Here is a 14,745-nt window from a genome sequence, read left to right as displayed (position 1 = left end):
CCGTGCGGGCGACCTCGCCGGCGGCGCCGACACCGACGCGTCTGTCCGCCGTGGCCGTGCTGCTGTCCTTCGCCACAGGAGCCGGTGACGCCTTCGCCTTCGTCCAGCTCGGAAGTGTGTTCACCGCCAACATGACGGGCAGCCTCATCCTGTCCGGCCTGACCAGCCGGCCGGGATACGGGGCCCTGGTCTCGGGAGCGGCCACCGCGCTGGGAGCCTTCCTGATCGCGGTGTATCTGGCCTCCAGGGCGGCGCCGAAGCACCCCAAGGCGCGGTGGAGCCAGATCAGGGCCGTGCTGCTGGCCGTGGTGGCCCTCGATCTGGTGGTGCTGATCCTCCGGTCGGTCCACTCCACCCCGGACACCACGCTCCGGCTGCTGATGCTCGCGGCGTCCGCCGCGGCGATGGGCGCCCAGACCGCCGCCGCCAAACGGTCGGCGCACGGCGCGGGGGTGACCACGACCTTCGTCACCGGCACCCTGACCAGCCTGGCGCAGGACGCCGCCGACGGCAGCACCCGGCACTCGGGCGTCCGCGTGGCCGTGGTGGTGGCGCTGGTCCTGGGTGCCCTGGCGGCCTCCGGGGCCATGGAGATCGACGCCCGGCTCGGCCCCGCCGTGGCGGCGGTCGGCACCGCCGTCGCGATCCTCGCACTCCCCAGGGCAGGGAGCCCCGCACCGTGACGACCGCCCGCCTCGCACCCTCGCCGCCGCGGTCGCGCCGCTCGTCCGCGCGACTGCTCGGCCCGGCCTTCGTCGCGGCCATCGCCTACGTCGACCCCGGCAACCTGGTCACCAACGTCACGGCCGGCGCGCAGTTCGGCACGGCCCTGCTGTGGGTGGTCGTCCTGGCGACGCTGGTCGCGGGGCCCGTGCAGTATCTGGCGGCGAAGCTGGGGGCGACGACCGGCCTCACCCTCCCCCAGCTGGTCGCGAAGCGCTGCTCCACACCCTGGCGTGTGGCGTACTGGCTGCAGGCCGAGGCCGTCGCGATCGCCACGGACGTGGCCGAGGTGATCGGTGCGGCCTTCGCGATGTACCTGCTGTTCGGAGTTCCGCTGCCGGTCGGCGGAGCGATCGCCGCAGTGGTGGGCGGGGTCGTCCTGGCCGCCGGCGACCGTCTGGGCGAGCGGTTCCTGCAGGGGGTGGCCGTCGTCTCCCTCTGCGTCATCGGCGGGGCCTTCCTGTTCTGCCTGACGTACCGCACACCCCCGCTGCACGCCCTGGGGACCGGCATGGTGCCGGCCCTGCCGGGCGACGGGGCCCTGTACCTCGCGGCGGGCATCGTCGGCGCCACGATCATGCCCCACGCCATCCACGTCCACAGCGCCCTCGCGCAGACCCACCGGCGCCTGCGGGCGCACCGCGCCGACGTGATCCTGGCGATGCTCTTCGCCGGGAGCATCAACGCCGCGATGGTCGTGGTCGGCGCCGGTGCCCTGCACGGCCTGAGCGGCGAGGACTTCGGCGACATCGCCCGCGGGCTGTCGGAGCGGGCCGGCGGCGCCGCGCAGACCGCGTTCCTGGTCGCGCTCCTCGTCAGCGGGCTGACCTCCACGGCCGTGGGCACCCAGTCGGGCGAGGTGGTGATGAGCGGGCTGATGCGCCGCCGGATGCCGCGGTCGCTGAGGCGTCTGATCACCGTCCTGCCCGCGGTCGCGCTGCTGGCAGCCGGTGTCTCGCCGGTCGGCGCGCTCATCATGAGCCAGGTGGTGCTCGCGATCGGTCTGCCGCTCGTCCTCGTCCCGCTCGGACTGCTGACCTCCTCCCGCCGTGTGATGGGCGAGCACGTCAACAGCCTTCCGGTGAAGGCCGGTCTGGGAGCGGCCATCGCGGCCGTCACCCTGCTCGACGCGGCCCTGCTCCTGGAGCAGTTCTTCCCCTGAGCCACGAACCCACGGGTCCACCCACTAGTTCTTAGGAGTTGCCATGGCCGGCACAGGCGACACCCCGGAGCCGACCGGACAGCCGCCCGGGACTCCTCCCGCGGCCTCACCCGTCGCACGGTTCCTGCACGAGCTGAGGGAGGCCATCACGCCCCGCGCCGGAATCCTCCTCCTCGGCGTCCTCATCCTGGAATTGGCCTTCGTCGTCTCCTACATCGGTGCCTTCCACTCGCCCAAGCCGCACAAGCTCAGCCTGGCCGTCGTGGCACCGCCGGCGGCGCAGGCACAGGTGATCGACAAGCTGAACGGCATCCCCGGGGAGCCCCTCGCGGGCCGGCCCGCCGACGACGCGGCGCAGGCACGGACGATGGTGCTGGAGCGTCAGGTGGACGCCGCTCTCCTGGTCAGCCCCGCGGCCCCCGCCAACCAGCTGCTGGTGGCCTCCGCCGCCGGCCCGTCGAGCGTCCAGGCGCTGCAGACCCTGTTCCAGAAGGCGGACCCGGCGCGTCCGGTGCGGATCACCGATCTGCGTCCGCCGAACGAGGCGGACGGACGAGGGCTGGCCAGCTTCTATCTGGCGGTCGGCATGGTGGTGGGCGGCTATCTGGGATCCGCCGCGCTGTCCGCGTCGTACGGGGCCAGGCCGGCCACGTCCCACCGAATGCTCATCCGGCTAGGGGCGCTGGCCGGGCTGTCGATCCTTTCGGGGCTCGGCGGTGCGATCATCGTCGATCTGGTCTTCGACGCGCTGCCCGGGCACTTCGGCGCGATCTGGGGGATCGCCGCCCTCACCACCTTCGCCGCGGCGGCGACCGGGATGGCCTTCCAAGTCCTCCTGGGGCCCGCGGGCATCGCCCTGTCGGTGCTGATCTTCGTGGTGCTCGGCAACCCGAGCGCGGGCGGTGTCTATCCGTCGGCGCTGCTGCCGCCCTTCTGGCGGGACCTCGGACCGGCCCTCCCCAACGGCGCCTCGGTGACGCTGATCCGCAACTACTCGTACTTCGGTGGGCACGACACCGCCACGGCCTGGTGGGTCCTGTCCGCCTGGGCGGTGGGCGGCGTCCTGGTCAGCGGGCTCGTCGCCGCGTCCCGGCGCAAGCCGAAGGGCATCGGCGCCCTGGGGACGCCCGCCACGGGGGCGTCCCGGACCGGGACCTGACGGACGCCGCTGCTCCGTCGGCCGGGTCGCCCGCCGCCGTTGTCAGCGCTCCCCGGCGAGGTCGAGACGATCCTTGGCCGCCCCGTCCTCGCCGGCCCGGGGAGGCTGCCAGGTCCGCGGGACCGGCCCCGACACCGTCCGCCACCAGGGCTCCACGGGCACCTCCCCCGCCGGTTCGAACGGCCGGCCGGGCTGCGGGAAGGCCACCGTCTGGCCCGCGTCCCCGGCGGCGTCCCTCATCCACTCCCCCGGCTCCGCCCACGGGTGCGGCGCGAGGTTGAAGGTGCCCCAGTGGATGGGCAGCAGCACCCCGCCCGGGGCGCCTCCCTGCAGATCGAGGTGGCTGCGGACGCCCTGGGCGGGCGTCATGTGGATGTCCGGCCAGAAGTCGGAGTAGGCGCCGACCTGGATCATCGTGGCGTCGAACGGCCCGTGCGCGGCCCCGATGTCCCGGAAGCCGTCGAAGTAGCCGGTGTCACCGCTGTGGTAGATCCGGTGCTCCCGCGAGGCGACGACCCAGGACGCCCAGAGCGTGTGCTGGGTGTTGCGCAGTCCGCGGCCGCAGAAGTGGCGGGCGGGGGTGGCGGTGAGGGTCAGGCCGCCGATCTCGGTCGTCTCGTGCCAGTCCAGTTCGCGGAGCCGGTCGGCGGGGACGCCCCAGTGCTCGAGGTGCGCGCCGACGCCGAGCGGGACGGCGAAGAGGGTGCTGGTCCCGGCCAGCGCCTTGATCGTGGGGAGGTCGAGGTGGTCGTAGTGGTCGTGCGAGATGACGACGACGTCGACCGGGCCGAGCGCGGCGAGCGGGAGCGGCGCGGGGTGCAGCCGCCTGGGCCCGGCGAACGGGAACGGCGAGCAGCGCTCGCCCCACACGGGGTCGAACAGCACACGCCGGCCGTCGATCTCGGCGAGGACGCTGGAGTGGCCCATCCACGTCAGGCGCAGGCCCGTGGCGGGCGGCTTCGCGAGGTCGGCGTAGGTGGTGGCGTGCACCGGCACGGTGCCCTTCGGCACGCGTAGCGGCCGGGTGTCCTTGTCGAAGAAGACCTTCGCGAACTCCAGCATCGAACCGGACGGTCTGGTCCGCGCGGTCCCGCCCGGGTTCTGGAACACGCCGTCGCTGAAGTGCGGCGACCGGCGGATGCGCGCCATGCGCTCACCGCTGGGGTCCACGCCGAAGGCCGTGGGCCGCAGGACGCTCAGCGCGGCGCTCGGGAATCGGGAACCGGCCACGGTACCTCCTGGTGGAGTCGGTGAGGCTTCCATTATGGGCGGCCACACCGACGGTCCCCCGCGATCACGGCCGACAGCCCCTGTCATCCCGAACGCCGGGTCGCCGGCGTTCGTTCCCATGATCCGGCGGCGAACGCGCCCGCATGCGTTGACATGTCCGTGTCCTGGTCGTGATACTGACCCGTCGTTCAGGAGCATGCGGCTCTCCCGGCCGCCCGGGCGCCCCCGTCACCTCGCGGACGACCGCGCAGACCGCCGCCGATCCCGGAGTTCGCATGACCTCGCCCTTCCTGTCCCTCACCTGGACCGACCACGTCACGGGCCGCCAGGGCTTCCTGGTCGTGGACCGGCTGGTGCGCGGAGTCTCCAGCGGCGGACTGCGGATGCGGCCGGGCTGCACGCTGGAGGAGATCGCGGGGCTGGCCGCCGGCATGACCCTCAAGGAGGCCCTGCACTACGACCCGGACGTCCGGTACGTCCCGCTCGGCGGCGCCAAGGGCGGCGTCGACTGCGATCCGCGGGACCCGGAGGCGTACGGCCTGCTGGTGCGCTACCTGCGCGCGATGCGGCCGTACGTCGAGACGCTGTGGACCACGGGCGAGGACCTGGGACTCAGCCAGGACGTCGTCGACCGGGCGGCCCGGGAGGCGGGGCTCGTCTCGTCCGTGCAGGCGGTGTACCCGCTGTTGGACGACGAGGCCGCCGCCCGCCGCCGGCTGGCCGAGGCGTTCGCGGTGGACGTCGACGGCATCGGGCTCGACGAGCTGGTGGGCGGCTGCGGTGTGGCCGAGTCGGTGCTCACCGCGCTGGACCGGGCCGGGGTGCCCCGCTGGCGGACCCGGGTCGCCCTGCAGGGCCTGGGCACGATGGGCGGGGCCACCGCGCGGTTCCTCGCGCGCGCCGGGCTCACCGTGGTGGCCGTCGCCGACATCAAGGGGACCATCGCCAATCCGGCGGGGCTGGACGTGGAGGCGCTGCTGGCGGCCCGGGACGGCCACGCGACGGTGGACCGCGCGGCGTTGCGCCCCGGCGACCGTGAACTGCCGGGGGACGCCTGGCTGTCGACCGAGGCGGAGGTCCTGGTGCCGGCGGCGGTGTCGTACGCGGTGGACGCCGCCAACCAGGGCCGGATCAGCGCCCGCTGGATCGCCGAGGCGGCGAACATGCCCGTCCGCCCGGAGGCGGAAGTGCTGCTGGCCGCGCGGGGGGTCACCGTACTTCCGGACGTGGTCGTCAACTCGGCCACGAACGCCTGGTGGTGGTGGACGCTGTTCGGGGACATCGGCCCGGACGCGGACGAGGCGTTCGCCCACACGCGGCGTGCGATGCGGGCCCTGACCGACCGCACGCTGGCCCGCGCGGAGGCCGACGGCACGACCCCGCGGGCCGCCGCGCACGCCCTCGCGGCGGACCGGCTGCCGGAGATCACGGAACGGTTCGGCTGGCACCGCTGACGGGCGGGACCGCGTACCCGGGCGGCCGCGCGGGGGCGGTGCTGGCCAGGCCGTAGGGTGACGGCGTGGCGAGGGCGAGAGTGCGGTTGAGCGTGGCGGAGCGGCGGGCGGACCTGCTGCGGGCCGCCGTGGAGCAGATAGAGGCGCGGGGTGTGGCGGCGGTCAGGATCGCCGACGTGGCCTCGGCACTCGGGGTGAGCAACGCGCTGGTGCTCTACCACTTCGACACGAAGGAGAAGCTGGTCGCGGCCGCGTTCGCGCACGCCGCCGAGGGCGACCTGGCGCGGCTGCGCGGGATCCTGGGCCGCCGCACGACGGCGGTACGGCGGCTGCGGGCGGCCGTGCGCTGGTACGCGCCGACGGGTCAGGCCAAGGGCTGGCGGCTGTGGATCGAGGGCTGGGCGGCGGCGTTGCGCGACCCGGCGCTGCGGGAGGTCACGCGTGAGCTGGACCGGCAGTGGAAGAGCGCCCTCGCCGGGGTCCTCGCGGAGGGCGCGGCCGCGGGCGAGTTCGGCTGCCCGGACCCGGCGGCGGCGGCGCTGCGCCTGACCGCCCTCCTCGACGGGCTCGCCGTCCAGCTGACGTCGTATCCCGGGGCGCTGTCCCGCGCGCGGGCCCTGGAGTGGGTGGACGAGGCGCTGGCCCGGGAACTGGGCCTGGAACGGACGGCGTTGACGGCCTCACCCCGGTGAGCGGCCGCCCGCGACCGGACCGGTCCCGGACGGCTGCGCTCTCCCCCGGCCGTACGGCCGGGCTCAGGCCACCGACGCGATGCGCATCTTGATGTCGTACGCCGAGAGCGTGCCCTTGGCGGTCACGTGGTCGCCCGAGGACTCGCCCCGCAGACGCCGCCCGATCCACGGCACCAGGTACTCGCGCGCCCACTGGACGTCGTCGCGCCGGATCTCCAGGGTTCCGCGGGGCGGGAGCGGCGGCCAGGGCTGGTCCGGGTCGGCCGGGATCTCCAGTCCGAGGACCTGGCCCGCGCGCAGCGCCACGCGCGTGTGCCCCTCGGGAGAGAGGTGGAGCCGGTCGCTGTCCCAGGCCCGGCGGTCCTGGACGGTCCTCAGGGACCACAGGTCGAGCACCGGGCAGCCGTAGCGGTCGGCGATGGCGCGCACGTGCCCGTTGTAGGTGGCGATCTTGCCGCGCAGGTGCTTCAGCACGGGCACGCCCCGGGTGTCGAAGCCCGTCGTCACCATTACCGTGCCCGCGGCCGAGGCGAGCCGGGCGACGGCGCGTTCGAACCGTTCGGCCACTTCGTCGGGGTCGGTGCCGGGCCGCAGGATGTCGTTGCCGCCCGCGCAGAACGACACCAGGTCCGGGGCGAGTTCGACGGCCCTGGGGACCTGTTCCGCCACGATCTGGTCAAGCAGTCTGCCGCGCACGGCGAGGTTCGTGTACCGGAAGTCGCCCTCGGGACGCCGGTCGGCCAGAAGGACCGCGAACCGGTCGGCCCAGCCGACGAACGCCCCGTCGGGGCCGGGGTCGCCGACGCCCTCGGTGAAGCTGTCCCCCACCGCGACGTACGACCCGATCACTCTTCTGCTGTCACTCTTCGAATCGTCTGCCACGTCGGGACATGATTCACCTTTCGGTGTGACCTACGCGACCGTAGGAAGGGGTTGACGAGCGGTGAGATAAGCCACTGCCAAAGCCTTCACCAAACCCGGAATACGGTTCCTGGCGGGGACGTTGACCGCCGAAACGCCGCGCGCGGACGCTCGGGACAGGCCGAAGGCCGGACCCGGGGATCGGGGTCCGGCCTTCGGTCGCGTGTCAGGCAGGTGGTGCGCATGCGTGTCAGGGAGGTGCGCGCCGTGCGGTGGGCGGTCAGCCGATGGCGACGCCCTTGGAGCGGAGGTAGGCCACCGGGTCCACGTCCGAGCCGTAGTCGGGCGTGGTGCGGATCTCGAAGTGCAGGTGCGGGCCGGTCACGTTGCCGGTCGCGCCGGAGAGGCCGATCTGCTGGCCCGCGGTCACCGTCTGGCCGCTGGAGACGGACAGCGAGGACAGGTGGGCGTACTGGGCGTAGTAACCGTCGGCGAGCCGGATGACGACCTGGTTGCCGTAGGCGCCGCCCCAGCCGGCGGAGACGACGGTGCCGGCGCCGACCGCCTTCAGGGGGGTGCCGGAGGGGGCGGAGAAGTCCACGCCGGTGTGGTAGCCGCTGGACCACATGCTGCCCGCGACCTTGTAGGAGGTCCCGACGGCTGCGGTGGAGACCGGGGCGGTGAAGCCGTTGACGGTGCTCGTCTCGCCGGAGCTCTGCGCGGCCGTGGCGGCCTTCTTCGGCGCGGCGGGCTTCGCGGACGGCTTGGACTGCGCCGTGGACGGGGCCGACGCCTTGGGCGCGGCGGTCGCGGCCTTCTTGTCGATCGAGAGCTTCAGGCCCGGGTGGATGAGCGACGGGTCGCTGCCGACGGCCTCGCGGTTGTCGGCGTAGAGCTTCTTCCAGCCGCCGCGGACGTCCTGCTCGTCGGCGATCCTCGCCAGGTAGTCGCCGCGCTTCACCTCGTAGGTGCGCGTCTTCGGGGCGGAGGTCTTCTGCGCCGGGGCCTTCTCGGCGGCGGTCTGGACGGACCGGACCGCCTTCTCCGGGGCGGACTGGCCGGTCGCGGCGTGGGCGCCGGTGGCCCCGATCAGCGGGAGCGCGAGCGCGGCGCCGCCGGTTCCGGCGACGGCGATCGTGCGGGTGAGGCGCAGGGACTTGGGACGGCGATGCTTACCCTTCGCGGGCATGGTGAATTCCTCTCCGGCGCCTGCGAGGTGAGCTGTCGGGTGCGGGCTGGAGATGCCCGGCCGCGTCGGGACGCGACTTGACCCCAAGCCTGTTCCGGGACCGGAACAGGCGATGTACCTGTGGGTCCCCCGCTCCTGCCGTGTACGGGTGGGTGTGCGCGGATTCCGGTCGGCGGCAGGATTAGGCGTCCGTCCGGATTGGTGGCGAACGTAAGCGAGAAAGACGCATGGGAACAAGTGAGGGGTTCCGTCCGAATGCGTTCGACTTGATCACTTACGGGATTCACCGGTCACCCTGCGTGCATTTCGGAGAGCCTGGCATCGTGAATTCCCATAAAGGGCGGGCTCATTACGTGAACATGACGGGCGACGCACCGTCACCGCTATGACGCTCCTCACGTGACACTGCTCCAGCTTTCCCTATTCCGGAGCGAGTTGGAATGAAGCCGCCAATTCGGACAGAAAGCCTAGATACGACGTCGGCGGATATCCGGCGCATCGAATCCGCACCCCCACCTTCAATGCAGATATACGACGACTTCGTCCGTTTCGGCCCATTGCTTCTGCGCTGTCACCTGTGGACAACTGATTGGCGCACACAGCCATGTCGTATCGTCGGAGGCGCACCTTGCCGGCCGCACCGCCGAGCCGCGCCGGCGGGGCCGACCGGGAGGAGCCCCCGTGACGCAGCAGATCCCGTCGACCGAGCCCGAACTGGCCGGTGTGCGCAACTTCCGCGACGTGGGCGGCCTGCCCACCGTGGACGGACGACGGGTGCGGCACGGCGTGCTGTTCCGCAGCGGCCACCTCGCCCACGCCACCCCCGAGGACGCCGCCTTCCTCGACTCGCTGGGGCTGCACACGATCTTCGACTTCCGCAACGCGGCGGACCAGAGGCTGGAGGGCCCAGACGTCGAGCTGCCGGGCGTCCGCAACGTGAACCTGCCGCTGTCCGACCCGGCGGACGGCGCGGAGTTCTGGAAGATGGTCCGCGACGGCGATCTCGACCAGCTGCGGGAGATCCTGGCGGACGGCAAGGGCGCGGCCCGGATGATCACCTCCTACCGCTCCATCGTCACGGAGCGCACCGGCGAGCACTCCCAGGTGCTGCGCTCCCTGGTGGAGGACAGCGTCCCGGCGCTGATGCACTGCGCGGCCGGCAAGGACAGGGCCGGCCTGTCGATCGCAGTGACGCTGCTCGCCGTCGGCGTCGAGCGGGAGGCGATCGTCGCCGACTACCTGAAGTCCAACGAGAAGCACCGCCGGTACAAGGTGCGGCGCGGCAGCAGCGCCCCCTCCGCCTACTCGCCCGAGGTCATGGAGCTGCTGAGCCCGCTCTTCGACGCGCGGGCGGAGTATCTGCAGGCCGCCTTCGACACGATCGACGAGACATGGGGAGACGCCGACACCTACCTGGAGCAGGGCCTGAGGCTCACCCCCGAGGCGCGGGAGCGCCTGCGGGAGCGGCTGCTCGACTGAGGGCGCGGGGCGCGCCTACTTACCGCCGCCCGCCTCGAAGAGGAAGTAGACGAAGGCGGCGAAGACGTGCCCCACCGCGATGTAGATGATGAGGCGCACCCACAGGGCGCGGGGGAACTTCTCCTCCATGTCGGTCATGGCGTCTCTCCAGGGGTGGGGCCCAGGCACAGGGTGGCCGTGGGGCTCTGCAACAGGGTGTGGACGAACAGGAGCTCGACGCCGCCGTCGTCCTCGGCGGCGAGCCGGTGCGGGGTGAGCGAGTCGAAGTGCGCGCTGTCCCCGGGGGCGAGCCGGTGCGTGGTGTCCCCGAGGCGCAGCCGCAGCCGCCCCTTCAGGACGTGGAGCCACTCCTCTCCGGGGTGCACGCGCACGATGTCGCCCTGCGAGCCGTACGGCACGTGGACGCGCAGGGCCTGCATCCCGCGACCGGAGACTCCGGCCTGCCAGTACGTCCAGCCGCCGGCAGCGGTGGGTTCCATGTCACCGGCGCGTACGACGGCGTCCCGGTCGGGGACCCTCTCGCCGAGCAGCTCGCCGACCGTCGTACCGTAGACGCGGGCGAGTGCCAGCAGCATCGGCAGCGACGGCTGCCGCTGTCCGGTCTCCAGCCGGGAGAGATGGGCGGCCGACAGCCCGGCGGCGCGGGCCGCGCCCTCCAGGGTGAGGGACGCCCGGCGGCGCAGGGCCCGCAGTTGCGGCGCGACGACCGGCAGGGACTCGGCCGGCCCGGTCGCCTCGTCCCCGGGCCGCTTCTCGGGAGAGCTCATGCTCCTATTCAGCCCCAGGCTTGCCTCCGGGGCAAATTTCTTGCCTCAGAGGCAAAGCCGCGGCGTGGGCCGCGCTCACCTGTTGGCGACCGCCTGCTTGATCAGCGTCTTGCCGAAGTCCCACATGAGCCCTCCGCCGCTGTGGGCGTCGTCCATGACGTCCGTGAAGGCGTCGACGAACCGGTCCACCTCGCGTTCGCCGATGATCAGCGGCGGGATCAGCTTGATGACCTCCAGGTGGTCCCCGGAGACCTGGGTGAGGATGCGGTGCCGCCGCAGCAGCGGCACGACGACCATCTGCGCGAAAAGGCCCTTGCGCGCGGCCTGGAGCATCGTCCAGCGGCTGCGCAGCTTGAGCGAGTCGGGACGGCCGAACTCGATGCCGATCATCAGCCCGCGTCCGCGTACGTCGGCCAGCAGCTCGTACTTGTCGGTGAGGGCGGCCAGCCGGGACTTCAGCAGTTCGCCGGTGGCCCGGACGCCTGCGACGATCTGCTCGTCCTCCATGACGGACAGGACGGCGAGCCCGGCCGCCATGGCCTGCGCGTTGGAGCCGAAGCTCGCCGAGTGGACGAGCACCCGGTCCATCGACGAGTAGACCTTCTTGAAGATCCAGTCCTTGCCGATGGTGGCGCCGACCGGCACATAGCCGCCGGAGAGCGCCTTGGCCACGCACACCAGGTCCGGTTCGACGCCCTCCTCGTGCTGGTAGGCGTAGAAGTCGCCGGTACGGCCGAGGCCGGTCTGCACCTCGTCGGCGATGAGCAGCGCCTTGTGCCGGTGCAGCAGCTCCTGGGCGGCCCGCAGATAGCCGGGCGGGGCCTCGTGCACGCCCTTGCCCTGGATCGGTTCGACGATCAGCGCGGCCACGTCGCCCTTCTTCAGCTCCCGCGCCAGGGCGTCGAGGTCGCCGAGCGGGACGGCCGTGTCGGGCAGCAGCGGTGCGAAGCCGTCACGGAAGCCGGACTCGCCGTTCACGGACAGGGAGCCGGTGGTCAGTCCGTGGAAGGCGTGGTCGCAGTACAGCACCCTGGGCCGGCCGGTGACGAACCGCGCGAACTTCAGCGCGGTCTCCACCGCCTCCGTGCCGCTGTTGCCGAAGAACACCCGGTCCAGGTGAGGGCTGTGGGCGAGCAGCTTCTCCGCCAGCAGCCCGGGCAGCGGCTGGCAGTCGAAGCGGGTGAGGTCGGCGAGCTGGGCGTCCAGCACGTCGTGCAGCGCCTTGCGGACGACGGGGTGATGGCGGCCCAGGCCCATCACCCCGAAGCCGGCGAGCATGTCGAGGTAGTCGTCGCCGTCGGCGTCCCAGAAGTAGGCGCCCTCGGCCCGCTCGTACACGTTGTCGAAACCGATGGTGTGCAGCATGCGCGGGAGCTGGTGGTTGAGGTACCGGGTGTGCAGCTCGTAGCGCTCGGCTCCGCGCTCGGCGAGGAGTCTGCCGAGGTCGAACTCGGTGGTCATTCAGCCTTCTCCTTGACTGACGCGACGGGACGGCCCGCGGGGCGGCCGCCGTCGGACGGGTCGGACGAACCGCCCGCGGCCTCCTTCAGGGCCAGGCTCGCGCTGATCCGGCCGGCGACCTCGACGGGCGTGAGACCGATGTCGGCGAGCACCTCGCCCCGCTTGGCGTGCGCGAGGAACTGCTCCGGGATGCCGAACCGCCGCACCGGCACGTCCACGTCGGCGTCGCCGAGCGCGAGCGCCACGGCACCGCCCACCCCGGCCGAGCGGCTGTTGTCCTCGACGACGGCCACCAGCCGGTGCTGGGCGGCCAGCGGCGCGAGCGCCGGGTCCACGGGCTTGACCCAGCGGGGGTCGACGACCGTGCACCCGATGCCGCGTGCTTCGAGCAGCTCGGCCGCCTGGAGGCACACGGGGGCCATCACCCCGACCGCGACGAGGAGGACGTCCTGTTCGGGCCCGCCGCGGTGCAGGACGTCGAGCCCGCCCACCCGGTCGACGGCCGGGATCGACGGTCCGACCGACTCCTTCGGGAAGCGCACCAGCGTCGGGGCGTCGTCCACGGCCACGGCCTCCCGCAGCTGCGCCCTCAGCTGGTCGGCGTCCCGGGGCGCGGCGATCCTGAGACCGGGCACGACCTGGAGGATCGACATGTCCCACATGCCGTTGTGCGAGGGTCCGTCGACGCCGGTCACACCGGCCCGGTCCAGGACGAACGTCACCCCGCAGCGGTGCAGCGCGACGTCCATCAGCAGCTGGTCGAAGGCGCGGTTGAGGAAGGTGGCGTAGACGGCGACGACCGGGTGCAGCCCGCCCGTGGCGAGGCCGGCCGCCGAGACGGCCGCGTGCTGCTCGGCGATCCCGACGTCCCAGACCCGGTCCGGGAACCGCTCCGCGAACCTGCCGAGGCCGACCGGGTGCAGCATGGCCGCGGTGATCGCGACGACGTCCTCGCGCTCCTCGCCGATCCGGACGATCTCGTCGCCGAACACCGACGTCCAGGACGGCCCGCCCGACGGCGCGAGCGGTTCGCAGGTCAGCGGGTCCATCACGCCGACGGTGTGGAAGTGGTCCTCCTCGTGGGCGAGGGCGGGTTCGTAGCCGCGCCCCTTCTCCGTGAGGCAGTGGACCAGCACCGGGCCGTGGAAGCGCTTGGCGCGCCGCAGCGCCGACTCGACGGCGCCGATGTCGTGCCCGTCGATGGGGCCGACGTACTTCAGTCCCAGGTCCTCGAACATGCCCTGGGGCGCGAACGCGTCCTTGAAGCCCTTCTTCGCGCCGTGCAGGGACTCGTAGACCGTGTGCCCGACCAGGGGCGTGCGCAGCAGGACGTCCTTGCCCCAGGCCAGCACCTTCTCGTAGCCGTCGGTGGTGCGCAGGGTCGCCAGGTGGTTGGCGAGGCCGCCGATGGTCGGGGCGTACGAGCGTTCGTTGTCGTTGACGACGATGATCAGCGGGCGGTCCTTGGCGGCCGCGATGTTGTTCAGCGCCTCCCAGGCCATGCCGCCGGTCAGCGCCCCGTCGCCGATGACCGCGACGACGTGCCCCTTCTCCCCCTGCACCTGGCGGGCCTTGGCGAGCCCGTCGGCCCAGCCGAGGGCGGTGGAGGCGTGGCTGTTCTCCACGATGTCGTGCTCGGACTCCTCCCGGGCGGGGTAGCCCGACAGGCCCCCCTTGCCGCGCAGCTTGGAGAAGTCCTGACGTCCTGTCAGCAGCTTGTGCACATAGCTCTGGTGGCCGGTGTCCCACACGATGCGGTCGACCGGTGACTCGAAGACCCGGTGGAGCGCGACGGACAGCTCCACCACCCCCAGGTTGGGCCCGAGGTGCCCGCCGGTCCTCGCGACCGCGTGCACCAGGAACTCCCTGATCTCGTCGGACAGTTCACCGAGTTCCGCCTCGGACAGCGCCTTCAGGTCACGTGGTCCCCGGATGCTCTCCAGAATCGTCATGCTCGGGCCCCCTCTCGGTCCGTGCCGTGCTTCAACTCACCGTCACTGCCGGTTTCCCCGTGCCGGTGGGGACGCCCGCTGCGGCCCCGTCCTGTTCCATCTGCTCGGCGATCTTCATCGCCTCCTCGATGAGGGTCTCGACGATCTTGGACTCGGGGACGGTCTTGATGACCTCGCCCTTGACGAAGATCTGCCCCTTGCCGTTGCCGGAGGCGACACCCAGGTCGGCCTCGCGGGCCTCGCCGGGGCCGTTGACGACACACCCCATGACCGCCACCCGCAGCGGCACCTCCATGCCGTCCAGGCCCGCGGTGACCTCCTCGGCCAGCTTGTAGACGTCGACCTGCGCCCGGCCGCACGACGGGCAGGAGACGATCTCCAGCCGCCGCTCCCGCAGTCCGAGCGACTGCAGGATCTGCATGCCGACCTTGACCTCTTCCGCGGGCGGAGCGCTCAACGACACCCGGATGGTGTCGCCGATGCCCTGGGAGAGGAGCGCACCGAACGCCACCGCGCTCTTGATGGTGCCCTGGAAGGCGGGGCCGGCCTCGGTCACGCCGAGGTGCAGCGGGTAGTCGCACTGGGCGGCGAGCTGCTTGTACGCCTCGATCATGAC

The 14,745-nt window shown here is 72.4% G+C and carries 14 protein-coding genes and 1 riboswitch; of the genes, 6 read left to right on the top strand and 8 right to left on the bottom strand.

Going from position 1 to position 14,745, the window contains the following annotated elements:
- Nucleotides 1-2 precede the first annotated feature (2 nt).
- Genes ADL34_RS18375 through ADL34_RS18365 form a run of 3 tightly spaced genes read left to right on the top strand, consistent with a single transcriptional unit; the run spans nt 3 to nt 3,044 of the window.
- On the top strand, nt 3-683 hold the full coding sequence (locus ADL34_RS18375) for a YoaK family protein (protein WP_062668831.1): 681 nt from the start codon (nt 3-5) through the stop codon (nt 681-683).
- Nucleotides 680-1,885: an Nramp family divalent metal transporter gene (locus ADL34_RS18370; RefSeq protein WP_063892311.1), complete on the top strand. Its 1,206-nt coding sequence runs from the start codon at nt 680-682 to the stop codon at nt 1,883-1,885. Before ADL34_RS18375 ends, ADL34_RS18370 begins: the two co-directional genes overlap by 4 nt.
- A 43-nt stretch (nt 1,886-1,928) precedes the next feature.
- Complete coding sequence (locus tag ADL34_RS18365) at nt 1,929-3,044, top strand: ABC transporter permease (RefSeq protein ID WP_107115653.1); 1,116 nt, start codon at nt 1,929-1,931, stop codon at nt 3,042-3,044.
- Between the two features lie 42 nt (nt 3,045-3,086).
- On the opposite strand, the gene ADL34_RS18360 is transcribed toward ADL34_RS18365, so the two are convergent.
- Nucleotides 3,087-4,274 (bottom strand): MBL fold metallo-hydrolase, encoded by a 1,188-nt coding sequence (locus ADL34_RS18360; protein WP_062668830.1) that lies wholly within the window; start codon nt 4,272-4,274, stop codon nt 3,087-3,089.
- Nucleotides 4,275-4,549: 275 nt separating this feature from the next.
- On the opposite strand from ADL34_RS18360, the gene ADL34_RS18355 reads away from it, so the two are divergent.
- Both ADL34_RS18355 and ADL34_RS18350 read left to right on the top strand, forming a co-directional pair.
- Nucleotides 4,550-5,728, top strand: coding sequence for a Glu/Leu/Phe/Val dehydrogenase dimerization domain-containing protein (locus ADL34_RS18355; protein ID WP_062668829.1), 1,179 nt, complete (start codon nt 4,550-4,552; stop codon nt 5,726-5,728).
- Nucleotides 5,729-5,808: 80 nt separating this feature from the next.
- Nucleotides 5,809-6,420, top strand: coding sequence for a TetR/AcrR family transcriptional regulator (locus ADL34_RS18350; RefSeq protein WP_062668828.1), 612 nt, complete (start codon nt 5,809-5,811; stop codon nt 6,418-6,420).
- 63 nt (nt 6,421-6,483) lie between these two features.
- On the opposite strand, the gene ADL34_RS18345 is transcribed toward ADL34_RS18350, so the two are convergent.
- Together ADL34_RS18345 and ADL34_RS18340 are read right to left on the bottom strand one after the other, a co-directional pair.
- Nucleotides 6,484-7,269, bottom strand: a complete 786-nt coding sequence (locus ADL34_RS18345; protein ID WP_062668827.1) for an SGNH/GDSL hydrolase family protein — start codon at nt 7,267-7,269, stop codon at nt 6,484-6,486.
- Nucleotides 7,270-7,561: 292 nt separating this feature from the next.
- Nucleotides 7,562-8,470 carry a LysM peptidoglycan-binding domain-containing M23 family metallopeptidase gene (locus ADL34_RS18340; protein WP_062668826.1) on the bottom strand — a complete coding sequence of 303 codons (909 nt, stop codon included), beginning with the start codon at nt 8,468-8,470 and terminating at the stop codon, nt 7,562-7,564.
- Between the two features lie 4 nt (nt 8,471-8,474).
- Nucleotides 8,475-8,635, bottom strand: a riboswitch (cyclic di-AMP (ydaO/yuaA leader).
- 516 nt (nt 8,636-9,151) lie between these two features.
- On the opposite strand from ADL34_RS18340, the gene ADL34_RS18335 reads away from it, so the two are divergent.
- Nucleotides 9,152-9,949 carry a tyrosine-protein phosphatase gene (locus ADL34_RS18335; RefSeq protein ID WP_062668825.1) on the top strand — a complete coding sequence of 266 codons (798 nt, stop codon included), beginning with the start codon at nt 9,152-9,154 and terminating at the stop codon, nt 9,947-9,949.
- A 15-nt stretch (nt 9,950-9,964) separates the two neighbouring features.
- Here the strand turns inward: ADL34_RS18335 and ADL34_RS18330 are convergent, their stop codons facing one another.
- The 5 genes from ADL34_RS18330 to ADL34_RS18310 all read right to left on the bottom strand — a co-directional run.
- Nucleotides 9,965-10,087, bottom strand: a complete 123-nt coding sequence (locus tag ADL34_RS18330; RefSeq protein WP_062668824.1) for a DUF6126 family protein — start codon at nt 10,085-10,087, stop codon at nt 9,965-9,967.
- Nucleotides 10,084-10,716: a helix-turn-helix domain-containing protein gene (locus ADL34_RS18325; RefSeq protein ID WP_062668823.1), complete on the bottom strand. Its 633-nt coding sequence runs from the start codon at nt 10,714-10,716 to the stop codon at nt 10,084-10,086. The genes ADL34_RS18330 and ADL34_RS18325 overlap by 4 nt, the downstream gene beginning before the upstream one ends.
- Nucleotides 10,717-10,791: 75 nt before the next feature.
- Nucleotides 10,792-12,177, bottom strand: a complete 1,386-nt coding sequence (locus tag ADL34_RS18320; RefSeq protein WP_062668822.1) for an aspartate aminotransferase family protein — start codon at nt 12,175-12,177, stop codon at nt 10,792-10,794.
- Nucleotides 12,174-14,129, bottom strand: coding sequence for a 1-deoxy-D-xylulose-5-phosphate synthase (gene dxs / locus ADL34_RS18315; RefSeq protein ID WP_062668821.1), 1,956 nt, complete (start codon nt 14,127-14,129; stop codon nt 12,174-12,176). Before dxs ends, ADL34_RS18320 begins: the two co-directional genes overlap by 4 nt.
- 31 nt (nt 14,130-14,160) lie before the next feature.
- Nucleotides 14,161-14,745, bottom strand: a 585-nt coding sequence (locus ADL34_RS18310; RefSeq protein WP_159038935.1) for a flavodoxin-dependent (E)-4-hydroxy-3-methylbut-2-enyl-diphosphate synthase, incomplete at its 5' end; no start/stop codon positions are given.

The sequence above is a fragment of the Streptomyces sp. NRRL WC-3605 genome (genome assembly GCF_001509795.1).
In the GTDB taxonomy this organism is placed as follows: Bacteria; Actinomycetota; Actinomycetes; order Streptomycetales; family Streptomycetaceae; genus Streptomyces; species Streptomyces viridochromogenes.
The sequence above is the reverse complement of the archived record's forward strand: the minus strand, read 5'-3'. Positions and strand labels throughout refer to the sequence as shown.